The sequence below is a fragment of the Candidatus Nanogingivalis gingivitcus genome, assembly GCF_004151455.1.
In the GTDB taxonomy this organism is placed as follows: Bacteria; Patescibacteriota; Saccharimonadia; order Saccharimonadales; family Saccharimonadaceae; genus Nanogingivalis; species Nanogingivalis gingivitcus.
The window spans coordinates 24,798-46,082 of sequence record NZ_PRLK01000006.1 but is presented as its reverse complement, the minus strand read 5'-3'; the positions used below and the strand labels follow the sequence as shown (position 1 = coordinate 46,082).

At 35.5% G+C, this 21,285-nt stretch carries 26 protein-coding genes; 1 reads left to right on the top strand and 25 read right to left on the bottom strand.

What is annotated here, in order from left to right:
- The 20 genes from G6CMJM_RS02390 to rpoB form a co-directional block, all read right to left on the bottom strand.
- Nucleotides 1-700, bottom strand: a 700-nt coding sequence (locus G6CMJM_RS02390; RefSeq protein WP_129718883.1) for a hypothetical protein, incomplete at its 3' end; no start/stop codon positions are given.
- A gap of 154 nt (nucleotides 701-854) precedes the next feature.
- Nucleotides 855-1,256 (bottom strand): 30S ribosomal protein S8, encoded by a 402-nt coding sequence (rpsH, locus tag G6CMJM_RS02385; protein ID WP_129718882.1) that lies wholly within the window; start codon nucleotides 1,254-1,256, stop codon nucleotides 855-857.
- Nucleotides 1,257-1,274: 18 nt separating this feature from the next.
- Nucleotides 1,275-1,544, bottom strand: a complete 270-nt coding sequence (gene rpsN, locus G6CMJM_RS02380; protein ID WP_129718881.1) for a 30S ribosomal protein S14 — start codon at nucleotides 1,542-1,544, stop codon at nucleotides 1,275-1,277.
- Between the two features lies 1 nt (nucleotide 1,545).
- The gene (rplE, locus tag G6CMJM_RS02375) at nucleotides 1,546-2,127 is read right to left on the bottom strand and encodes a 50S ribosomal protein L5 (RefSeq protein ID WP_129718880.1); all 582 of its coding nucleotides are present in this window, start codon (nucleotides 2,125-2,127) and stop codon (nucleotides 1,546-1,548) included.
- Entirely contained in the window at nucleotides 2,127-2,393 is a 267-nt protein-coding gene (gene rplX / locus G6CMJM_RS02370) for a 50S ribosomal protein L24 (protein WP_129718879.1), read from the bottom strand. The genes rplE and rplX overlap by 1 nt, the downstream gene beginning before the upstream one ends.
- Nucleotides 2,394-2,395: 2 nt before the next feature.
- Nucleotides 2,396-2,764: a 50S ribosomal protein L14 gene (gene rplN / locus G6CMJM_RS02365; protein WP_129718878.1), complete on the bottom strand. Its 369-nt coding sequence runs from the start codon at nucleotides 2,762-2,764 to the stop codon at nucleotides 2,396-2,398.
- On the bottom strand, nucleotides 2,765-3,034 hold the full coding sequence (rpsQ, locus tag G6CMJM_RS02360; protein WP_129718877.1) for a 30S ribosomal protein S17: 270 nt from the start codon (nucleotides 3,032-3,034) through the stop codon (nucleotides 2,765-2,767).
- 1 nt (nucleotide 3,035) lies between these two features.
- Complete coding sequence (rplP, locus tag G6CMJM_RS02355; RefSeq protein ID WP_129718884.1) at nucleotides 3,036-3,449, bottom strand: 50S ribosomal protein L16; 414 nt, start codon at nucleotides 3,447-3,449, stop codon at nucleotides 3,036-3,038.
- A gap of 5 nt (nucleotides 3,450-3,454) precedes the next feature.
- Nucleotides 3,455-4,087 carry a 30S ribosomal protein S3 gene (gene rpsC, locus G6CMJM_RS02350; protein WP_129718876.1) on the bottom strand — a complete coding sequence of 211 codons (633 nt, stop codon included), beginning with the start codon at nucleotides 4,085-4,087 and terminating at the stop codon, nucleotides 3,455-3,457.
- Nucleotides 4,087-4,506 carry a 50S ribosomal protein L22 gene (rplV, locus tag G6CMJM_RS02345; RefSeq protein ID WP_129718875.1) on the bottom strand — a complete coding sequence of 140 codons (420 nt, stop codon included), beginning with the start codon at nucleotides 4,504-4,506 and terminating at the stop codon, nucleotides 4,087-4,089. Before rplV ends, rpsC begins: the two co-directional genes overlap by 1 nt.
- Entirely contained in the window at nucleotides 4,506-4,772 is a 267-nt protein-coding gene (gene rpsS, locus G6CMJM_RS02340; RefSeq protein WP_129718874.1) for a 30S ribosomal protein S19, read from the bottom strand. The genes rplV and rpsS overlap by 1 nt, the downstream gene beginning before the upstream one ends.
- The gene (gene rplB, locus G6CMJM_RS02335; protein ID WP_129718873.1) at nucleotides 4,773-5,618 is read right to left on the bottom strand and encodes a 50S ribosomal protein L2; all 846 of its coding nucleotides are present in this window, start codon (nucleotides 5,616-5,618) and stop codon (nucleotides 4,773-4,775) included.
- Entirely contained in the window at nucleotides 5,618-5,950 is a 333-nt protein-coding gene (locus G6CMJM_RS02330; RefSeq protein WP_129718872.1) for a 50S ribosomal protein L23, read from the bottom strand. The genes rplB and G6CMJM_RS02330 overlap by 1 nt, the downstream gene beginning before the upstream one ends.
- Nucleotides 5,950-6,537 carry a 50S ribosomal protein L4 gene (rplD, locus tag G6CMJM_RS02325; protein WP_129718871.1) on the bottom strand — a complete coding sequence of 196 codons (588 nt, stop codon included), beginning with the start codon at nucleotides 6,535-6,537 and terminating at the stop codon, nucleotides 5,950-5,952. The genes G6CMJM_RS02330 and rplD overlap by 1 nt, the downstream gene beginning before the upstream one ends.
- Nucleotides 6,537-7,151: a 50S ribosomal protein L3 gene (rplC, locus tag G6CMJM_RS02320; RefSeq protein ID WP_129718870.1), complete on the bottom strand. Its 615-nt coding sequence runs from the start codon at nucleotides 7,149-7,151 to the stop codon at nucleotides 6,537-6,539. Before rplC ends, rplD begins: the two co-directional genes overlap by 1 nt.
- Nucleotides 7,152-7,366: 215 nt before the next feature.
- Nucleotides 7,367-9,121 (bottom strand): glycerophosphoryl diester phosphodiesterase membrane domain-containing protein, encoded by a 1,755-nt coding sequence (locus G6CMJM_RS02315; RefSeq protein ID WP_165302678.1) that lies wholly within the window; start codon nucleotides 9,119-9,121, stop codon nucleotides 7,367-7,369.
- A gap of 43 nt (nucleotides 9,122-9,164) precedes the next feature.
- A complete protein-coding gene (locus G6CMJM_RS02310; RefSeq protein WP_129718868.1) occupies nucleotides 9,165-9,596 on the bottom strand; it encodes a ribonuclease H family protein in 432 nt (143 codons plus the stop codon).
- A 14-nt stretch (nucleotides 9,597-9,610) separates the two neighbouring features.
- Entirely contained in the window at nucleotides 9,611-10,321 is a 711-nt protein-coding gene (locus G6CMJM_RS02305; protein ID WP_129718867.1) for a DUF3592 domain-containing protein, read from the bottom strand.
- Nucleotides 10,322-10,429: 108 nt separating this feature from the next.
- Nucleotides 10,430-14,071 carry a DNA-directed RNA polymerase subunit beta' gene (gene rpoC, locus G6CMJM_RS02300; protein WP_478210062.1) on the bottom strand — a complete coding sequence of 1,214 codons (3,642 nt, stop codon included), beginning with the start codon at nucleotides 14,069-14,071 and terminating at the stop codon, nucleotides 10,430-10,432.
- Between the two features lie 27 nt (nucleotides 14,072-14,098).
- On the bottom strand, nucleotides 14,099-17,437 hold the full coding sequence (gene rpoB, locus G6CMJM_RS02295) for a DNA-directed RNA polymerase subunit beta (RefSeq protein ID WP_129718865.1): 3,339 nt from the start codon (nucleotides 17,435-17,437) through the stop codon (nucleotides 14,099-14,101).
- A 249-nt stretch (nucleotides 17,438-17,686) separates the two neighbouring features.
- Between rpoB and G6CMJM_RS02290 the strand changes: the two genes are divergently transcribed.
- Nucleotides 17,687-18,391: a hypothetical protein gene (locus G6CMJM_RS02290; protein ID WP_129718864.1), complete on the top strand. Its 705-nt coding sequence runs from the start codon at nucleotides 17,687-17,689 to the stop codon at nucleotides 18,389-18,391.
- Between the two features lie 82 nt (nucleotides 18,392-18,473).
- Here G6CMJM_RS02290 and G6CMJM_RS03205 read toward each other — a convergent pair whose 3' ends face one another.
- From G6CMJM_RS03205 to ftsZ, 5 genes are all read right to left on the bottom strand, one after another.
- Nucleotides 18,474-18,614, bottom strand: coding sequence for a hypothetical protein (locus tag G6CMJM_RS03205; protein WP_165302677.1), 141 nt, complete (start codon nucleotides 18,612-18,614; stop codon nucleotides 18,474-18,476).
- Nucleotides 18,615-18,703: 89 nt separating this feature from the next.
- The gene (locus G6CMJM_RS02285; RefSeq protein WP_129718863.1) at nucleotides 18,704-19,291 is read right to left on the bottom strand and encodes an ATP-dependent Clp protease proteolytic subunit; all 588 of its coding nucleotides are present in this window, start codon (nucleotides 19,289-19,291) and stop codon (nucleotides 18,704-18,706) included.
- 66 nt (nucleotides 19,292-19,357) lie between these two features.
- The gene (locus G6CMJM_RS02280; protein ID WP_129718862.1) at nucleotides 19,358-19,618 is read right to left on the bottom strand and encodes a hypothetical protein; all 261 of its coding nucleotides are present in this window, start codon (nucleotides 19,616-19,618) and stop codon (nucleotides 19,358-19,360) included.
- Nucleotides 19,615-20,052: an ATP cone domain-containing protein gene (locus tag G6CMJM_RS02275; RefSeq protein ID WP_129718861.1), complete on the bottom strand. Its 438-nt coding sequence runs from the start codon at nucleotides 20,050-20,052 to the stop codon at nucleotides 19,615-19,617. Before G6CMJM_RS02275 ends, G6CMJM_RS02280 begins: the two co-directional genes overlap by 4 nt.
- The gene (gene ftsZ / locus G6CMJM_RS02270) at nucleotides 20,052-21,269 is read right to left on the bottom strand and encodes a cell division protein FtsZ (RefSeq protein WP_129718860.1); all 1,218 of its coding nucleotides are present in this window, start codon (nucleotides 21,267-21,269) and stop codon (nucleotides 20,052-20,054) included. Before ftsZ ends, G6CMJM_RS02275 begins: the two co-directional genes overlap by 1 nt.
- Nucleotides 21,270-21,285 lie beyond the last annotated feature (16 nt).

Below are 21,285 nucleotides of genomic sequence, written 5' to 3'. Positions count from 1 at the left end.
AGTTAATATATGAATTAGATAACTTATTATAATATAAATATCTATTATAAGTATATACTACATAAATAGAATATATTACAGCTACTAGTATAGATAAGCCTATTAAAGCCGTACTACCTAATAAATAATTAGTAGTCATTAATAGTATTATTGTAAGTAATAACAATAAGTACATAGTATTTATTGAATGCACTATAGTACTTACTTTGCACATATCAGTAATAAATTTATTTTTAATAATTGTCTGATTATGTTGATTTAAAGCTAACATTCCTTGGTTTTCTTGATTTATTGTTATGCTTGCAATAGTATTTTTAGCTAGCTCTTCACTATCACATATTCTAGCATCATGATAGCACCTAACTATCTTATTCTCACAAATAGAATAAGTAATTAAAATACCTTTACTAGAAACTATTGCATTACAAGTAATTATAATAATTAAAGTAGTAATACAAGATGTTATTAAAACTAGTATAGCCCACCAGCCAAACATAAAAACCGATAGTATAGCTATTATTAAGCTAAATAAAGAACAGACCACTATAAAAACTAAAGTAGAAGAACCTCTTCTTTCTTTAACCACTTCTCTGGCTTGCTCTATTTCATTAGCGAAATTAGTATTATATTTTTTAAATATTCTATTAAAACCCATAATACTATCCTGCAGTACTTCATTATCCATATATGATTCCATCATTGAAACCACCTCCATATAAAATTTCTTCATAAGCTAAAATAATAAGGTATATTTTGACAAATGATAATTCTATTTTATACTATTTGTAGGATATTATCAAACTATAAAAAAGAGCCCCTAATATAGGAGCTCTTTTTTATTTTAAGGTTTATGATTACCAAACTTTAAGTAGTAATTCACCACCAAGGCGTTGTTTTTTAGCTTCAAAGCCATTCATAACACCTTTTGAAGTTGAAAGAATCACCATACCCCGACCAGATTTTACGCGTGGAATTTCTTCTACGCCAACATACATACGTCGTCCGGGTTTACTCATTCTTGTTAATTCGTTAAATCTTACAGCTTCACCTTCTTTATTGATGGTAACAATAAGAATATCTCGTGGGCTGGCAGATTCTACATTTACAGCTTCAATGTAATTCGCTTTAGCAAGTTCTTCGGCTACAACTTTTTTAATTTTTGAGCTTGGAACACGAATTTCGTTTTTACCAACTAGAGCCGCATTACGAATACGGGTAAGAAGGTCAGCGATTGGGTCTGTTGATTGTAATGACATTTTCGTATTTCTCCTTTCTTACCAACTGCTCTTTGTTACACCAGGGATTTCACCCTTGGAAGCTTTAATTCTAAATGTTATACGACTCATTCCAAAACGTCGCATATATCCACGTGGTCTTCCATCGAAGTTGTCACGGTTTTTATGACGTGTTGGACTAGAGTTACGAGGAAGCTTTTGCAATGCTTCTTGGTCTCCAGCAGCTTTTAGTTCTGCTCTCTTAGCAGCGTATTTTTCGATCATTTTTTTACGCTTTAGATCTTTTGCAATCATTGATTTCTTAGCCATACTAAGCTTTTCCACCTTTCTTCTCAAATGGAATACCGAATTTTTCTAGTAAAGCTCGGCTATGAGAAACATCTTGATTTTTAATTACAAAAGTAACTTGTAGACCATGAAGAATTTGAGTTTCTTCAAAGTTCAATTCAGGAAAGATTGATTGTTCAACAATTCCTAAATTATAGTTACCACTTTTATCAAAACCTTTAGCACCAACGCCGTGAAAGTCACGTACACGTGGTAAGCTAACATTTACAAGACGATCTAAGAATTCATACATTCTATCACCTCTTAATGTTACGCTATGTCCAACTGGTGCACCCATTCCTGCACGAATTTTGAAAGTCGCAATAGACTTTTTAGCAAGACGAGCAACAGGTTTTTGACCAGTAATTTTAGTAATAGTGTTTGCTACTAAATCTTGAAAACGTTTGTCTTCTTTTTTCTTACCTGTTCCAACGCTAACAACAATTTTTTCAAGCTTTGGAACTTGGTGAATATTTGTTAGCTCTAGTTCGCTTTGTAATTCTTTTACAAATTGATCTTTGTAAAGATTTTTCAAGCGTGGAACATAAACAGTAGTTTTAGCCATTATTTATCTCCTTTTTTGCTTGATTTTTTAGCGCTTTTAGCTTCTACTTTTTTAACTTTGTGAGCAGGAGTAGGAACATGAATTTCCTTAACTCCGCCACGTGGGTTTAATTGATTTGGTTTTACATGGCGATGTTTCTTGCCAACGCCTTCTACTAATACTGCATTTTTCTTAGGAAGAACTTTAACAACTTCGCCAGTTACACCTTTGTCTTTACCACTGATGATTACAACAGTATCACCTTTTACTATTCCATTGATAGCCATAATTATAGTACCTCCGGTGCTAAGCTAATGATTTTGTTGTAGCCAAGGTCACGTAATTCACGTGGCACTGGTCCGAAAACACGAGTAGCTTTTGGTGATTTATCTTCACCGATAATTACTGCTGCGTTATCATCAAAACAGATAGTTGAACCATCTTTTCTATGAATTTGATTTCTTGTACGCACTACAACAGCTTTTACAACTGATTTTTTCTTGATATTTCCAGTAGGGTTAGCATCTTTAACTGTAGCTACAATGATGTCGCCAACACGTGCATAACGTCTTTTGCTACCACCAAGTACACGAATACATAGAATTTCTTTTGCACCGCTGTTATCTGTTACTTTAAGACGGGACTCTTGTTGAATCATTTAAGCCTCCTCTTTCAATTCTACACTACCACGAGCTTTTTCAACCACTTCAACTAGAGTAAATTTCTTAGTTTTAGAAATTGGGCGAGTTTCTTTAATAATAACTTTATCGCCTTCACCAGCTTCATTTAATTCATCATGAGCTGTATATTTTCGTGTAACAGTGTATTGTTTACCGTAAATTGGGTGTGTTTCACGGCTAGTTACTGTTACGGTGATAGTTTTGTTAGCTTTTGCGCTAGAAACAACACCTGTCATTGTAGTCGCCATATTAGATTTCACCTTTCTTTACGAATTTAACTTTAACTGGTAATTTGTGACCTGCTAGTCGCATAGCTTCACGTGCAACTTCTTCAGAAACACCATTCATTTCGAATAGTATTGTTCCTGCTTTAACTTTAGCCACAAAGAATTCTGGGTTTCCCTTACCACTACCCATTTTCACATCTTGTGGTTTACGAGTAACTGGTGTGTGAGGGAAGATACGAATCCAAACTTGTCCACCACGTTTGATGTAACGTGTCATGGCAGTACGAGCAGATTCGATCTGTCTTGAATTAATTCGCTCATTTTCAAGGCTCATTAAACCGTAATCACCAAATGCAACAGTATTTCCACGTGTAGCACGACCTGGGTTTTTACCTTTACGAACTTTTCGGTGAGCGGTTTTCTTTGGTAATAAAATAGCCATTAGTCGTTCCTTTCACCTTTATTAATCCAAACTTTAACACCAATAACACCAGCAGCTGTTTGAGCTCTTGCGCCATGGTAGTTAATGTCTGCACGAATTGTATGTAGAGGTACTGAACCTTCAGAGAATTTCTCGCGACGGCTCATTTCAGCACCATTCAAACGTCCTGCAACCTCAATACGTACACCTTTAGCACCAGCTTGCATTACATTTTGCAAAGCCATTTTTACAGCACGACGGAAGTTAATTCGGCGTTCTAGTTGGTGTGCAATATTCTCAGCAACTAATTTAGCTGATAGTTCAGGGCGACGAACTTCTTCAATGTTAATTCGTACTGGTAAGCTAACTAGTTTTTCAAGTTGAGCTTTAAGTTCTTGCACGCCAGCCCCACCTTTACCAATTACTACACCAGCTTTAGCAGTGTGGATAGCAATTGTTATTAGGTTTTCTGTTCGTTCAATTTCTACCCTATCAATTGTTGGGCGAGAAGCAAAACGTTTCTCAATAGCGTTGCGAATTTTGTCATCTTCAATTAAGAATTTAGCAAAATCTTTTTTAGGAGCAAACCATCGTGAGTCCCATTTTTTATGAGCTTGCAAACGGAAGCTAATTGGATTTACTTTTTGTCCCATTACTTGCTCTCCTTTTCTGCTTTCTTAGCAGTTGTTTTCTTTACTTCTGCTTTTTTAGCAGGAGCTTTTTTCTCTTTAACTTTACCAGAAACTTCAACTAAAATGTTGCTTGTTTTCTTCTGGAAAGGTAAAGCCATTCCACGCATGTGTGGTTTGAATCTTTTCAATCTAGCACCAGCTGTTACTGATAATGTAGTAATAACTAATGTTTTAGGGTCTGCATTATCATTGTTTTTAGCATTTGCAGCTGCAGATTCAATAGCTTTTTTAACCACTAATGCACTTCGGCGTGGTGTATGGTCAAGAATAACTAATGCATCAGCTACTGTACGTCCACGTACCAAGCTAGCTACAATAGAAACTTTTCGTGGTGTTTGACCAATACCTTTGATGTAAGCTCTTGTTGTTACATTAGCCATTATTTCTTATCCTTTCCACCGTGTTTGCGGAATTTACGTGTTGGTGCAAATTCACCAAGTTTGTGACCTACCATGTTTTCTGAAATATATACAGGAACATGTAGTCTACCGTTATGCACAGCAATTGTTCTACCAACCATTTCTGGAGTAATAGTACATGCACGTGCCCAAGTCTTAATTACAGTACGGTCATCTACGCCAAGAGCTGCTATTTTTTTAGCAAGCTTGAAGTCGATAAACGGACCTTTTTTAAGTGAACGACTCATTTATTTTCTCCTCTTAGCTTCGTGACGACTCTTCACGATAAATTTATTAGTACTCTTACGTCGGCGTGTCTTATAGCCAAGTGTTGGTTGACCCCAAGGAGTTCTTGGTGTTGCACGTCCAATACCATGGCGTCCACCGTCACCACCACCATGAGGGTGATCTACAGCATTCATTACTACACCACGTACAGTTGGGCGAATACCTTTACGACGGTTGCGTCCAGCTGAACCGATTTTAACGTTTTGGTGTTGAATATTACCAACAGTACCGATTGTAGCTTCGCACTCAAGACGGAACTTACGCACTTCACCAGATGGTAATTTAACCTGCGCATATTCGCCTTCTTTAGCCATAAGTTGTGCTTTAGCACCAGCTGAGCGAACCATTTGAGCACCTTTACCTGCAGTAATTTCAATTGCATAAATCAATGAACCTACTGGTATTTCAGATAGAGGCATTCGGTTAGAAGCTTCAATTTCAATATCAGTCTTACCTGTTTGGAATACTTTACCCTGCACCATTGAAGTGTCAGCCAATACATAGTAGAATTTACCATTTTGGTCTTGCACACGAGCAATTCTAGCACTTCGGTTTGGATCGTACTCAATTTCACGAACAGTTAAAGTTAATCCTGTTGGTAGTTTATGAGTAACTAAACGGTAATGTCTTTTTACTCCACCACCACGGTGACGAACTGTAATACGTCCTGAGTTATTTCGTCCAGCATTTTGCTTTTTTGCTTTTAACAGGCTTTTTAGTGGTTTTTTAGTTGTAATTTCACTGTAATCTTCAGTGGTCATACCACGACGAGCAGGAGTTGTTGGGTTATACTTTTTGATAGCCATTACTTCTTCTCCTCAGTCTCAGCTGTATTTTCTTCAAAGATAGCAATTTTATCGCCTTCTTTTAGAGAAACATAAGCCTTCTTAATATCTTTTTGGGTTGTTGTACCCGCAACATATCGCTTTGGATTTAGCGATTTGTTAATTCTTTTTACCTTACCAGCTTGAACTACTGTTCGTACGCCAGTTACAGTAACGCTGAATTCAGCTTCAATTGCTTCTTTAATTTGGTTTTTATTCAAATTAAGTGGCACATTAAATACGTAAATATTTTTTGTTGTAGTCTGAGCATAAGCTTTCTCAGTTGCTCGTGGAGTAATAGGTTTAATAGCCATTATTTTTCTCCTCCTAACCAGCTTTCAATCACTTCAAGAGCTTTTGGTTCAATTACAATGTTGTCAGCATTCATAATATCGAATACATTTAGATACATTGGAGAAACCAACAATACTTCTTGAATATTATTTGTTGCACGAATTAATTCTTCTGTCTTTTCAGCAACAATTAGAATACGACGATTCAATTTGTTATCTTTTAAGAATTTTGCAACTTCGGCAGTTTTACCAGTTGTTTTAATATCAGCAACTAATACTTTTTCAGCTTTAACTGTTAACGCTTGGCGAAGAGCTACACGTTTTGAAGTTTTGCTAATTTTTTTAGTATAGTTTTCGTTACCACGTGGTCCAAAAACAATACCACCGCCACGCCAAATTGGGTTACGAATAGAACCAAATCGTGCGCGTCCTGTACCTTTTTGCCTCCATGGTTTTTTACCACCACCACGCACTTCACCACGTTGTTTTGTAGTTGCAGATGCTAGGCGATTATTTGCTAAGTAAGCGTCATAGGCAAGCTTTAAAAGTTCATGATTACGAACTTCAACTGCAAAAACGCTCTTTGGCAATGTTGTTTTTTCAGCCATTATGCTTTACCTCCAATACTTACTAAACCTTTTTTAGGTCCAGGTACAGCACCTTTAAGACCGATTAGGTTGTTCTCTACGTCAATATATGCAACAACTAAGTTTTTAACTGTTACACGGTCATGACCCATACGTCCTGGCATTCTTTTACCTTTAAAGACTTTTTGTGGGTACATTGAACCAATTGATCCTACACGTCGTACGTTTCCGTTACCACCGTGTGAGCTTTTACTTGTGTTGAAATTATGGCGTTTAACTGTACCAGCGAAACCTTTACCTTTTGAAGTTCCAGTTACGCTTACTAAGTCGCCAAGCCCAAAGGCTTCAACATTAATTTTTGTGCCGATTTTAAGATCTGCCGGAATCTCTTCGACACGGAACTCACGAATATGTTTCGGAGTTACATCTGCTGGTTTAGTGTGACCAGCCACGGCCTTGCTCAGGTTCTTACCCTCACCAAATGCCACCTGTACTGCGTTATAACCGTCAGTTTCTACGGTTTTAACCTGAGTTACAGTAACGGGGCCGGCTTGAATTAGCGTAATTGGTGTAGCTACGCCATCTTCACCGATGATTTGGGTCATACCAATTTTGGTACCGAGAAGTGTTTTCATTTCACTTATGCTCCCATTAGTTTAATATTATAAACTTCTATCCACTGTTAAAACTTGGTTTTAAGGGGTTTCGCAGTCGGGTATTCCCATATCGCGACGTCCATATCACCAAGTTTTATTATTTACGTAAATAAAGTTCATCTGTTATTCTAGCATAAAAGTATTAAAAAATCAATATCTCAAAGTACTAAAATTTGGTTTATAGATTTTATTTTTTATAAGTCGAACATCATAAGTAGTCTATCTAAATAACTCTCTTTATTAGATAGCTTTTCTTGAACAGTTTTCGCTAGCAAAACTTCATCCGTTATAATACCATCAATTGGTTGCTGTAAATATTTATATAATTTACTTTCTTCATTAATTGTCCAAACATATATCCCTTTATGGTGTTTCTTAGCTTGCTCAGCTAATCTCTCACTGTAGGAAAAATCTTCAATAACATAAAAATCTACATTAGTTTTATTAAAACCACCAAATTGTAATGGGATAATGTACCCAGTTTTAAACTCTGGAGCTTTCTTCTCGATTGTTTCAATAGTTTTTTGATCAATTGATATAACTTTAGATTTTTCAGCTAACCCTAACCGTTTCATTTCTTTGATAAAAATATCGTAATAATCTTCAGGTTCCCTACCATGAGGTTTTAATTCTACAAACAAATTCATATCTAGCTTCTTTGATTTTTCGGCAAATTCTTCAAAAGAAGGCAAGTGGCTCTTAAACCCTCTTTGTCTTAAGGGTAAATTAACAACTTCATTAAAATTCATATCTGCTATATTTCTATCTACCCCAGCTACTCTTTTTAAATTAAAATCATGCGAAACAACAAATTTCTTATCTTTAGTCATAATAATATCCATTTCTACAAAATTAGCTCCAGCCATTTTAGCAGCCTCTAAAGATTCTATAGAATTCTCTACACCATGTTTATCATATCCACGATGACCGATTATTGCCGTATTTGGGTTTATCTTCATCATATAAACTTTCCACACTCCTACAAAAGCATTGCCTAGGACTAGTATAATAAAAAACATTAGTAGCATTCTTGACTTAAATTGTTCTTCATTATGATGATCATAGACTTTTTTACTAATAATTTTCTGTTTAGCAATTGTAGAAATTAAAATATCTATAATACCAATCTTCGATATTACTAAAAAGAAGAATAATGAACTTTTTATCAATACAAAGAAAATAACCTGCATTATAGCATTATTACCATTGTGATCTAATAATCCTAAAACTAACATTGATAAAATAATAAAAATAAACATAGGTAATAGCAATGAAGCCTCTAGCAAACCTATAGTTATTAGCAATTTTATTTTATTTTTCTTTGTAATTTGCCACGATTTTCTAATATTAGCTAAAAAGGAAGCATCATCATTTACTACTGTTAATGGTAAAGTGAATATAAGTCTTAAATTAATATAAAAAGCTAATACCATAAAAGTAATAACCATTATGCTGCCATTTAAAGTTTTAAAAAATTCCCCAGTAATAAAAGCTGGTATATATAGCTTTTCCGTTATAGCTGAAGATAATCCTAGGTTAGATAAAGGGATTGTTAGCACAAAATATACAAAAAACCAAACTAATTGTATCCCTGCTATTTTCTTAGCATTGCTTCCTGCATATTTCATAACTGTCTTAATAGAAAAATGCGTACCTTTTTGTTTTCCATACACCATAAAAGTAATAACAGAAAATTCAACAAAAGTTAAAAAAGCTATACAAAGTAAATAATTAAAAATTGCAAGTATACTTAAAGGATTAGTGAATAGTTGCCAAAAATTATTCTTATTAATATTCTCTTGTCCAGAGAATATTAAAATCAAATTTAGTATTTGTCCTAAAACAAAAAAACCTACTGAAGTTATAAAAAATTGCAATAAAGAAGCGTTTAAAATGTAAGTAAACTTATATTTATTTATATTTGATAATGTTTTTCTAACTGTATTCATAATTAAAAAATCACTATCAAAAACTATATTTTTCAGTCTACTTTTAACCATTAATATTCTCTATTCTTTGACCTTCTCTAGCCTTGTTAGCCCAACTATCAGCTAGTTCATTATATTCATGTCCAGCATGGCCTTTAAGCCAAATAATTTCAGCATTAGATTGACAGTATAATTCATATAAAGGTTTTACTATATCTAAATTCTTAATATCACCTTTTTTCTTTTTCCAACCGTTAATTTGCCAATTTGGTGCCCACTGCATTAAAACCTGTCGCCAGAAATCACTATCAGTATAAATTTTTGCTTCTTCACCATTAAGCAAACGTAATGCTTTCCCTAAAGCAATTCCTTCCATTCTAATGTTAGTAGTCATAGGTTCCCCACCTAATGCTATAGGTTTACCATTCTCTATAACAGCATATCCACCAGGGCCAGGGTTTGGTGCAGCTGAACCATCTGTATATAAAATCCTCATTTAAGTCTACCTTTTTATTTAATATTATTAATGTCTACGTAATATTTTTGATAGTCATTCTTATCAAAGTATACTGAAACTTTCTTGCCGATAATATTTAACCTATCTTTTATTATTTTATGTTTATCAGATTTATATTCATGATATTCACCGTTATCCATTAAAATCTTTACCACAACTTGGTAAAATCCATCCTTAGATCTTTCTATTCTGTCAATTTTACCTATAGCTTGAAGTCCGCTGTTTACAAGAGAATTATTTATTTTATTATCTTTTCTATTTTTAAAGGTTCTAAGTAGATTCTCTTTAATGATCCATGTACCTATTATCAGGTTCGTTATAAAAAGTAAATTTAAATAATTAACCCCTCCAAGAATATAATCTTTATCATCTTTAGGATTATAATATAATTCATACTTAGTCCCAATTTCAGGGGTGTTATTCATTTCAAGATGAACTTCGTTAGTGGCATCTTTTATCTTATAGTCAATTACCGCTATATAGCCATCAACTTGTTCTGAATTGCCGCTATCATCAATTTTACTAGAAGATTTTTTTTCGTAGCCAACCACTTCCCCTGTTGTTTTTACCCATGTATTCATCTTATATAATGGCAGTATTACTGTATCCCATAGCATTACTAATCCAAAAATAATAGAAACAATTCCAATAAATATAAACGGGATGTTTTTTATATTCTGCATAATTATATTTTTTTTATTCATAATAAGATTCTTTTTTGTACTAAATTATTTCTATACTTTAAATTATATCATAATCTAAAACTATACAATAAAAATACTAGCCGTTTAAGACTAGTATTTTTAATATTTTTATTCCTCAGTTTCTTCTACTTCTTTTGAAACTTTGTTTTTAACACCTGTTCCTACAGGAATCTTGCGTCCAATAATCACATTCTCTTTTAGTCCATGCAATTTATCTACGCGTCCAGATGTAGCTGCTCCAATCAATACGCTTGTAGTATTTTGGAATGAAGCTGCCGACAGGAAGCTATCGCTATAAATAGAAACTTTAGTAATTCCTAGAAGCTGTTGCTTAAATGAAACTTGTTTCTTACCTTCTTTAGCTAATTCTTTATTAGCTTCTACAGCTGAAGCTTTAGAAACAATATCACCTGTTACAAAGTCAGAATCACCAGCATCTTCAATTAATACACGGCTGAACATTTGGCGTACTATAATCTCAAGGTGCTTAGATGCAATATCTTGGCCTTGGGCTGCATAGATACGTAGAATTTCATTCATAATATATCTTTGAGTTGCTTCTACACCTTTATATTCCATAAGATCACGAAGATTTAATGAACCAATTGTTAGGCGATCACCAGCTTCCACCAAGTCATTCTTACTTACAGCTAAAGCTACGGAGTTAGGTATTTCATAACGTACAGGTGCCATTTCCTCACCATCAACTTTAACTTGTGGCGTAATTTGGATAATATTCATATTGTTATCTTCCCAAATATCCACTAGTCCAGAAACTTCAGTCATATATGCCTGACCTTTAGGTGAACGAGCTTCCAGAAGCTCTTCAACACGTGGAAGACCCTGTGAGATGGCGCCAGATCCAGCAACACCAGAGCTGTGGAATGTGTTTAGGGTCAACTGTGTACCTGGCTCACCAACTGATTGAGCAGCAATAACACCTACAGGTTCTGCAGCTGATACTAAGTGACCAGTAGCCATATCTATACCGTAAGATTTTTGTGGAATACCAGATAAGTTAGATGTTGACAATACGCTTTGAATTTTAACACTTTGAATTTTAACATCATTTTCTATAGCGTCTGCAATCTCTCGGCTAATTAACTCATCAGCTCCAATATGTCCTTCTACGGCCTCAGCAGTAAAGCGACCATATAAACGATCACCAAAAGCAATCATTGTGTCTTCACTTTCAGAACGGAAAATCTCAAATCCTGCATCAGTTTCTTCTTCAGAATCAGTAGTAGAGAAGACATCTTGGGCAACGTCTACAAGGCGTCTTGTTAAGTAACCAGAGTCAGCTGTCTTAAGGGCTGTAGAAATCAAACCTTGGCGAGCACCACGTGTAGCCACGAAAGCTTCAAGGGAACTCATACCGTGTGTATAGTTAGAGCGAATAGGAAGCTCAATTTCACGGTTAGTAGCATCCACCATAATTCCTGTTAATCCAGAAGCAAGACGGATGTTAGTTGCGTTACCACGAGAACCAGAAATCGCCATTAATCCTACAGGAGAATCAGCACCCTCATTCTTAACACGGTCAGCAATCTCACTATCAACCTTGTCTATAGCATCATGCCAGTTGTTAATAATAAGGTTGTAGCGTTCTTGTTCTGTTAACAATCCTTGATCATATTGTTCTTGAATTAATGTAGTTTTAGCATCACCTTCAGCAATAATTTCTGCAACTTTACCACTTTCATATACGGTATAGTCTTCTTTACCAATAGATAAACCTGACTTAGTTACAAAGTAAAAACTCAAAGCTTTAATTTTGTCTGCAACAGCTACTGTAGTTTCTGCACCGTAGTGAGAGAACATATCAGCAAGAACTTTATTAATTTGCTTCTTAGTTTGTGGGTTATTATCATAAGGATAATCCTCAGGTAACAATTCATTAAAGAATACACGTCCTAATGTGGTATTACGGTTTTCGCCTTTAACATTTACGCGTATAGGTGTTTGAAGTGCAATTTCGCCCTTGTCATAAGCCATTTCTGCCTCATAAACATTAGCAAAAGCTCGTGGTTTTTTGCTAGCTTCAGAATGTTTTTCGTAAGTTAGATAGTAGTTACCGTAAACAACATCTTGGTCAACAGAAAGGACTGGTTGTCCATCTGCTGGTTTTAGAAGGTTATGTGAAATGCTCATCAAATTCTTGGCTTCTTCTTGGGCAGCTTCAGAAAGTGGCAAGTGAACAGCCATCTGGTCACCGTCATAGTCAGCGTTAAATCCATTAGCAACTAGTGGGTGCAATTGAATAGCTTTACCATCTACTAACTTAGGTTGGAAAGCCTGAATAGATAAACGGTGAAGTGATGGAGCACGGTTTAGAAGCACATATTTACCTACAATAACTTCGTCTAAAGCATCCCAAACTACTGAATCTTTAGCTTCAATTAAACGTGTAGCAGTTCTAATATGGTTAGCATGTCCTTTATCTATCAACCAAGAGATAATAAATGGTTTAAATAGCTCAACTGCCATTTGTTTCGGTAATCCACATTGGTGAGCTTTAAGTGTTGGACCAACAACAATAACTGAACGTCCAGAGTAGTCAACACGCTTACCAAGTAGGTTCTGACGGAATCGTCCTTGCTTACCTTTTAGCATATCGCTTAATGATTTTAGCTTTCGGCGTCCACCAGTAGTATTAGCAGACCTACCACTTCTTGAAGCATTATTATCAATCAATGAATCAACTGCCTCTTGTAGCATTCTCATTTCATTACGCTTAATAACCATTGGAGCATTTAGCTCTATAAGTTTTTTCAAACGATTATTACGGTTAATTACACGACGGTATAAATCGTTTAAGTCTGAAGTAGCAAAACGACCACCAGTTAATTGAACCATTGGGCGTAGATCCGGAGGAATAACCGGAAGAACAGAAATACATAGGCTAGATGGTTTAATGCCAGCAGATTTCATTCCTTCAATAGTTTTTAGACGTTTTAGGATCTTACTTTGTCTTTGGCCTTTTGCTTTTTCAGATTCTTCTTTTAGAGATTCAATAAGCTTATCTACATCAACCTCATCAAGCATTTTTTTGATAGCTTCACCACCCATACCGATCTCAATAATATCTTGAGCTTCTTCTGGAAGATTGCGATATTCAGTTTCAGTAATCAAAGCACCTTTAGTAATTCCTGTAAATTGATCTTTCTTAGTTTTATAGTTTTCGTTAAGCTCATCTATTTCTTTGGTTTGCATTTCAGCAATAGCTTTTAGATTAACACCATCTTCTTTAGCCATTTCTTCATAACGGAATTTAATAGCTGCACGTGCTGCAGTGTCTTCAGCATCTAGATCAGCTAGTAGTTGTTCACGTTTCTCTTCGTCAACACTTAAAATAACATGACTTGCAAAATAAACAATACGCTCAATATTTTTAACGGTCATACCTAATAGTAAACTCATTGCACTAGGAACTCCACGCATAAACCAAATGTGTGCTACAGGAGCTGCTAAGGCGATATGCCCCATACGTTCACGACGAACAATAGATTTAGTAACCACTTCACCGTTCTTATCAACAGCAACTTCACGGCTTCTTACGCCCTTTAATTTGCTGTCATAAGGGTTAATATCTTTTACAGGTCCAAATATTTTTTCGCAGAACAAACCATCTCTTTCAGGTTTTTGTGTACGATAGTTAATTGTTTCTGGCTTTGTAACCTCGCCGTGTGACCAGCCCAAAATATCTTCTGGGCTAGCTACAGCAAGACGTACGGCATCAAAATCGGTCATTTGATTGGTATGTACTACCCTCGCCATTTACGCTTCCTCCTTAATTTCATCAATTTCATCAATGTCTTGAATATTCATATTATTTTCAAATTCACCATCGGATTCATCACGAATAGCTTCATATTCTTCATCTTCAATGCTTAAACTATCCACGTCAGCATTTCTTACAGATAATAGCTCTTCGGCATCAACTTGCGTATGCTCATCAAGCAAGTCAACGCGTAATCCTAATCCCTGGAGTTCTTTTACTAAAACGTTGAATGATTCAGGAAGTTCTGGTCCAACAATTTTATTGTTCTTTATGATGCTCTCATAGGCTTTAGCGCGTCCTACCACATCGTCAGATTTAATAGTTAGCATTTCTTGAAGCATATTAGCTGCACCATAAGCTTCAAGCGCCCAAACTTCCATTTCTCCAAATCGCTGTCCACCGTTTTGTGCTTTACCACCAAGAGGTTGTTGTGTAACCATAGTATAAGGGCCAGTAGAACGAGCGTGAATCTTATCTGCTACTAAATGGTGAAGCTTAATCATGTGCATGAATCCAACTGTAGTGCGTTGTTCAAATGGCTCGCCAGTTAAACCGTCATAAAGTTGCACTTTACCGTCTCTAGCAATACCAGCTGCTTCTAATTCATCACTTAAAGTTTCAGCATCAACACCATCATAAGTAGGTGTAGCAACACGATATCCTTGTGTTTTAGCAGCCATACCAAGGTGAACTTCAAATAACTGTCCAAGATTCATACGTGATGGTACACCAAGAGGTGAAAGAATTACATCAATAGGGGTTCCATCTTCCATAAAAGGCATGTCAGATTCTGGTAGAATCTTAGCAACAACACCCTTGTTACCATGGCGTCCTGCCATCTTGTCACCAACCATAATTTTGCGAGCTTCAGCAATAAAGATTTGAATCTGCATTAATACACCAGCACGCATTTCATGACCGTTTTCTCTTGAGAAGATTTTAACACCAATAACTTTACCAGCGCCAGAATTTCCCATTCGCTGTGAAGTATCACGTACATCTTTAGCTTTTTCACCAAAAATAGCACGAAGTAGTCGCTCTTCACTTGAAAGTTCTTGTTCACCTTTTGGTGTAATTTTACCAACTAGAACATCTCCAGCTTTAACTTCAGAGCCAACTTGTACAATACCGTTTTCATCCAAGTGCCTTAAAGCATATTCGCTAACATTAGGAATATCACGAGTTACTTGTTCAGGTCCTAGCTTAGTTTCGCGTACTTCAACCATGTAATCTTTAATGTTGATGTTTGTTAAAGCATCGTTTTTAACTAATCTATCAGATATAATCACAGCATCGTCCATGTTATATCCACCCCATGACATAAAGGCAACACGTAAATCACGCCCTAAAGCAAGCTCACCATTGCTAATGCTTGCACCTTCAGCTAAAATATCACCTTTCTTAACTTTTTGGCCTCTTTTAACTATTACTTTTTGATTATAACAACGGTCGTCAGCAGTCTTTTCAAAGTGTTTTAGCTCATAAATAGTAGTACCATTTTTATATTTTACTTCAATAGTATTAGCATCAGCTTTTAATACTTCACCATCATCTTCGGCAGTAATTAATTGAGATAGATTACGAGCAATATCTGCTTCAACACCAGTACCAACGGTTGGTGCTTCAGTCCAAAGAAGAGGCACGGCCTGTTTCTGCATGGATGAACCAGTCAAAGCACGGTCAATACGGTCACGCTCCAAGAATGGAATTAAGGAAGCAGCAGCACCAAGAACTTGTCTGTGTACAGCGTCCATCAACGTAACTTCACTTCTTTCAACCTGAGAAGGAACAAGTGATTTTCGGGCAGATACTTGTTCTTCAACGAAAGTTCCGTCATCATTAAGTTTAGACCCAGCATCGGCAATAATTTCTTCGGCTTCTTGTGCTGCATCAAGGTATACAACTTCATCAGTAACTTTACCGTCTTTAACTCTTAAGTATGGAGCTTCAATAAAGCCGTATTCATTAATTCTAGCAAATGTCGCAAGGTTAGTAACAAGACCAACATTAGCGCCTTCAGGAGTTTCAACAAGACAAATACGCCCATAGTGTGTTGGGTGGCTGTCACGAACTTCAAGTCCAGCGCGATCACGAGTAACACCGCCAGGACCCATTGAACTTAGACGACGCTTGTGTGAAAGCTCTGATAGTGGGTTTGTTTCATCCATAACTTGAGCCAACTGGCTTCCAGCAAAGAATTCACGCACTGCTGCTACTACTGGGCGAGCATTAATTAATTGTCCAGGAGTAACATTTTCAATATCAGTTAAGGACATTCTATCCATTGCATTACGTTGCATACGTAGCATACCAACACGGAATTGGCGAGCTACAAGTTCGCCTACAAGTTTAACTCGTCGGTTTTCTAAACTATCAATATCATCAACTTCACCTTGTTCATTATTTAAACGAATAACTTCTTTAATAATTCGGTAAAGGTCATCCATCTGGAAAGTTCTGTTATCTACAGTATTTGGTGTTTCAATATTTAATCGTTTATTGATTTTATATCTACCAACGCGTCCATAATCAAAGCGTTTAAAATCAAAGAACATACGTTCAATCATAGAACGAGCATTATCAATAGTGGCTAAGTCTCCTGGTCGTAAACGGCGGTAAACTTCAATTAACGCTTCGTTTGGTCCGCTTGCGCTATCCTTTTCTAAAGTAGTTTCAATATATTTAATATCACCACTATCAACATCTTTAAAGATTTCTTTAACTTCATCTTTACTGATTTGTGCAAGAGCACGAATTAATGTTGTAGCTGTAATTTTACGACGACGGTCAATTTTTACATAAATTACGTTAGTTTTAGGGTCTGTTTCAAATTCAAGCCATGCACCACGCGCAGGAATAATTTTAGCTCCATAGTATTTTTTGCCAGCATAGTTTTCAGCATTAAAATATACACCTTCAGAACGTACTAACTGAGAAACAATAACACGTTCAGTACCATTAATAATGAAGGTACCTTGGCTAGTCATCCATGGGTAATCACCAAGATAAATCTCTTGTTCTTTAACTTCACCAGTAACTTTATTAGTTAACTCAACCTGTACATGAAGAGGTGCTTCAAAAGTTATATTATTTTCTTTTGCATAACTCTTGGTGGTTTTAGGGTTATGAAATTCATATTTTTTGAATTTTAACGACAATCGTTGACCAGTATAGTCTTCAATTGGGTTTAATTCATTAAAAATCTCACTAAGACCCGTGTCGATCATATTTCGCCACGATTCACGTTGGTGAGAAATTAAATCGGGTGTACTTAAAATAGCATCCTCTTTTGAAAAGAATACTCGACCCGCAGCGTTTACTCGCTTTTCCGCCATTTTTCTCCTTGTATTTTATAAGTGTTATTAGAATCGGCCCGAAGATTCTCCGTCTAACGACATTCAGAAACTGCCAAATCTCTGAAATAATTCCCGCAGACACACTACTTCTTATAAGCAATTTTATCATAAAAAGTCATTTTTTTCAATAGAAATCAATAATAGCGAATCTGTTATTTATTTGACTTTTTTGTATTTTTATTATAAAATATAAATATATTAGTACATTTAAAAATAAGGAGGATTTTTATGAAAAATCTTGATAAAAAAGTAGTGTTATTTTTTAGTATAATACTAGCTTCATTCATTTTTGTAGCCTGTAGCAATAAAGATGACACTGGTAAAACTAGCGTAGCCCCTAAAACTAGTAATATTTCTAGTCCATCTCCTAAAGAGACGGATGAAAAGGCTGTTCCTGAAGCAACCCAGAATAACGACCCTATTTTGAATTCTAATTCAAATTCACAATGGAAGCAGAAATTAGAGGATATTTTAGAAAAAGGTAAAATTGGTAGTAATAAAGCTAAAAATTGGTTAAGTGAAGAATTTGCTGGTAAAACAATCTTACCTGCAGAAGGCTTAACCTTCTCACAGGCTGGTACTGGTCAAAAAGTTGACAATGTATTTTTCGTAATAAATCCTCTAGGTTTTGGAACTAGAATTTATTTCGGTGACAGTCAAGGTAAGAAAATAAAAGGCTTAACCTATAGTAGTGAGCAGTTTGCTTGGGCTGATGAGTATTCTTTCGTAAAAATAATTGCAAAAAAACCAGTAAAAACAGATTATACTTACACAGAAGGTTACTTGAATCTATTGCCCAATGATAGGTATTATGTATTGGCAAAACTACGCTTTGGTGATAGCATTACCTATAGGCCTGTACCAGTAACTTATGAAGAATTTCTAAGATTAAAAAATTCTGAAGTAGGCACTAGTTTTCAACCACTAAAATAAGTCCGTTTTAAAACGGACTTTTCTTTTTTAAATTTAAAAGTGGCAATATTGCCACTTTTATTGTATATGGAGGAAAAGGCTATTACATTATAAACCTTTGTACACTACGTTCCATTTCAGCTTTACGGCTAGCTAAAATAACTCTATTAGTTTCTTCATCCAAAGTTTCTTTTGAATGGTCCTTAGTATGTAGGATTTCGCTAATTTTTTCTGGTATATTCATCTTACCATCCTCCTAAAAGAACTATTTTGCTTTTTAAAGCATATATAATTCTACTCCTTATTGATCTAAAAATCAATAGTAATTTAACTCTATAAAATCTTATCAACAATACCGTATTTAACAGCTTCTTCTGCACTCATCCAGTAGTCACGTTCCATATCGTTTTTAAGTTTTTCTAGGTTCTGTCCAGTATTTTTTGCTAATATTTCTGCTAACTTTTCTTTTAGCGTTAAGCCCTCTTTAAGATCAATTTCTTGATCAGTTATTTTTCCTCTAGTTCCACTTGATGGTTGGTGGATCATTACACGAGCATTGGGTAAGATTCCTCTTTTACCCTTAGTTCCAGCAGCAAGCAAAAAAGCACCCATAGAAGCTTGCAACCCAATTCCTATAGTCTGCACGTCTGGCTTAATAAAATTAATAGTGTCTAAAATAGCAAGGCCATCATAAACACTTCCGCCAGGAGAATTAATATATAATTTAATATCTTCATCTGGATTTTGGTAAGCTAAATGTAAAAGCTGTGCCACCACAATATTAGCTGTTTGCGAGTTTATTTCATCGCCTAAAAAAATCACACGCTCATTAAGTAAACGAGAGTAGATATCAAACGCACGCTCACCTCTATTAGTTTCTTCAATAACTGTTGGCACTAAATAATTTGATGTCTTTGTCATACTATATATAATAACACGAAAATAGCACTCTTACAATAAGAGTGCTAGAATATCCATTCTATATAATTATCCTAAGTAATACGAAACTTCATTTATAAGAGGTATAGGCATACCTTTCCATATATGTAGCAGTTCGCCAGATTCTGAAAGGGCGATTATAGTAGGGTATTCAACAATATCATAAGCACGAAGCAGGGATTCATTTTCTCTATCATAAGGGCTTAGAGTCTCAATTTTATAGCCAGTTCTTCTCTCAAACTCATATAAAAAATCTTCTGTAGCTCGGGCGTGGTCGCTTTCTTTATTATAAATTGCTATAATTCTCATTCTTCATTCCTTATTTTTTGTAAAATCTCTTCAAAATCTTCAACCGTTTGAAAACCATTAAATACACTTGCAAATCTTATATAAGCAACTTTATTCATAACAAATAAAGCTTCTAACACCTCTTCACCAATCTGATGAGATGATACTTTATTAGAACGACTCAAAAGCTTATTCTCTACCCGATTAATTATCTCTTCTACTTGCATATCAGAAACAAATTTACCAATAGAACGAATTATAGACCCTTTAAGTTTATCCCTACCAAAAGGTTCTCTACCACCATGAGATTTAAGTACGGTTAACTGTGGCTTTTCTATACGTTCATAAGTGGTAAATCTATAACCATCCTTAGTTATGCGCCTACGCCGTATAGATTCTCCATCTACCGAAACTCTAGATTCTAAAACTTTTGTTTCGTCTATTTTATATTTCATTAGTCCTTCTTATTACGTTTTCGACGACGTAAGAATGCTGGAATATCACTTTCTTCATCATCTTCCTGTGTAGCCCAGATATTATTTGTTTGAAGTTCTCCAGTAAAATCAGCTGCTGAGTTCTCTTCTTCTTTATTTAGCTCTATATCAATTGACTCTGCTATATCTTCTACATTCTCGCTATTTTTTGATGAATTATCAATACTTAAGTCTTGTGTTACTACGCTATCTAATGAATTATTTTTATGCTCTGCATTATATTCACGGTCAAAACCAGTAGCAACTACGGTGATAATTAATTCATCTTCTAATTCTGGTTTTAATGTTGCACCAAAAATTATATTAGCATCAGGCGCTACGGCTCCTGTAATAATTTCGGCAGCTTCTTGTATTTCACTCATACTCATATCATAACCACCGGAAACATTAAATAGTACACCTCTAGCTCCATCTATTGAAACTTCAATCATTGGGCTTTCGATAGCTTGCTCGGCAGCTTTTCTTGCACGCTCATCACCGCTAGCACGACCTATCCCCATTAACGCAGAACCAGCATTACTCATAATAGACTTAACGTCAGCAAAGTCTAGATTAATTAGCCCATGTTCAGTAATTAACTCTGAAATACCTTGAACACCTTGTCTTAATACGTCATCAGCAATTTTAAAAGTTTCCATTAATGGTAAATTGCGATCAACTGTTTGAAGCAACCTGTCATTAGGGATAGTAATTAAAGTATCTACGGCTGATGCAAGGCGACTAATTGCCCAATCAGCATTAGTTTTACGCTTTGCTCCTTCGAAAGTAAATGGTCTGGTTGCAACACCAATAACCAAAATACCCATTTCTCGTGCTATTTCTGCTACTACATGACCAGCACCAGAACCAGTACCACCACCAGCACCAATTGTTATAAACACCATGTCAGCACCTTCTAAAGCTTGCTTTATATCTTCTTTAGATTCTAAAGCAGCACTTTCACCAACCATTGGGTCGGCACCTGCACCAAGGCCGTTTGTAGTCTCTCGGCCAAGGTGTATTTTAGTATCAGCCTTAGAGTTATAAAGAGCTTGTGCATCTGTATTCATTGCAATGAATTCAATATTATTTAAACCTACATCCTTCATGCGGTTTACAGCGCTACCTCCAGCACCTCCTATACCAACTACTTTAATTTTAGCAAATGTCTGAATCTCATTAGGTTTAATCTCTGGCATTTAAAATCTCCTTATT

Bases quoted from the DNA above. Each gene is read 5' to 3' on its own strand.
- rpsH (WP_129718882.1), bottom strand. From the start codon at position 1,256: ATGTCATTACAATCAACAGACCCAATCGCTGACCTTCTTACCCGTATT.
- rpsN (WP_129718881.1), bottom strand. From the start codon at position 1,544: ATGGCTAAGAAATCAATGATTGCAAAAGATCTAAAGCGTAAAAAAATG.
- rplE (WP_129718880.1), bottom strand. From the start codon at position 2,127: ATGGCTAAAACTACTGTTTATGTTCCACGCTTGAAAAATCTTTACAAA.
- rplX (WP_129718879.1), bottom strand. From the start codon at position 2,393: ATGGCTATCAATGGAATAGTAAAAGGTGATACTGTTGTAATCATCAGT.
- rplN (WP_129718878.1), bottom strand. From the start codon at position 2,764: ATGATTCAACAAGAGTCCCGTCTTAAAGTAACAGATAACAGCGGTGCA.
- rpsQ (WP_129718877.1), bottom strand. From the start codon at position 3,034: ATGGCGACTACAATGACAGGTGTTGTTTCTAGCGCAAAAGCTAACAAA.
- rpsC (WP_129718876.1), bottom strand. From the start codon at position 4,087: ATGGGACAAAAAGTAAATCCAATTAGCTTCCGTTTGCAAGCTCATAAA.
- rplV (WP_129718875.1), bottom strand. From the start codon at position 4,506: ATGGCTAATGTAACAACAAGAGCTTACATCAAAGGTATTGGTCAAACA.
- rpsS (WP_129718874.1), bottom strand. From the start codon at position 4,772: ATGAGTCGTTCACTTAAAAAAGGTCCGTTTATCGACTTCAAGCTTGCT.
- rplB (WP_129718873.1), bottom strand. From the start codon at position 5,618: ATGGCTATCAAAAAGTATAACCCAACAACTCCTGCTCGTCGTGGTATG.
- G6CMJM_RS02330 (WP_129718872.1), bottom strand. From the start codon at position 5,950: ATGGCTATTAAACCTATTACTCCACGAGCAACTGAGAAAGCTTATGCT.
- rplD (WP_129718871.1), bottom strand. From the start codon at position 6,537: ATGGCTGAAAAAACAACATTGCCAAAGAGCGTTTTTGCAGTTGAAGTT.
- rplC (WP_129718870.1), bottom strand. From the start codon at position 7,151: ATGAAAACACTTCTCGGTACCAAAATTGGTATGACCCAAATCATCGGT.
- G6CMJM_RS02315 (WP_165302678.1), bottom strand. From the start codon at position 9,121: ATGAATACAGTTAGAAAAACATTATCAAATATAAATAAATATAAGTTT.
- G6CMJM_RS02310 (WP_129718868.1), bottom strand. From the start codon at position 9,596: ATGAGGATTTTATATACAGATGGTTCAGCTGCACCAAACCCTGGCCCT.
- G6CMJM_RS02305 (WP_129718867.1), bottom strand. From the start codon at position 10,321: ATGAATAAAAAAAATATAATTATGCAGAATATAAAAAACATCCCGTTT.
- rpoC (WP_478210062.1), bottom strand. From the start codon at position 14,071: ATGACCGATTTTGATGCCGTACGTCTTGCTGTAGCTAGCCCAGAAGAT.
- rpoB (WP_129718865.1), bottom strand. From the start codon at position 17,437: ATGGCGGAAAAGCGAGTAAACGCTGCGGGTCGAGTATTCTTTTCAAAA.
- G6CMJM_RS02290 (WP_129718864.1), top strand. From the start codon at position 17,687: ATGAAAAATCTTGATAAAAAAGTAGTGTTATTTTTTAGTATAATACTA.
- G6CMJM_RS03205 (WP_165302677.1), bottom strand. From the start codon at position 18,614: ATGAATATACCAGAAAAAATTAGCGAAATCCTACATACTAAGGACCAT.
- G6CMJM_RS02285 (WP_129718863.1), bottom strand. From the start codon at position 19,291: ATGACAAAGACATCAAATTATTTAGTGCCAACAGTTATTGAAGAAACT.
- G6CMJM_RS02280 (WP_129718862.1), bottom strand. From the start codon at position 19,618: ATGAGAATTATAGCAATTTATAATAAAGAAAGCGACCACGCCCGAGCT.
- G6CMJM_RS02275 (WP_129718861.1), bottom strand. From the start codon at position 20,052: ATGAAATATAAAATAGACGAAACAAAAGTTTTAGAATCTAGAGTTTCG.
- ftsZ (WP_129718860.1), bottom strand. From the start codon at position 21,269: ATGCCAGAGATTAAACCTAATGAGATTCAGACATTTGCTAAAATTAAA.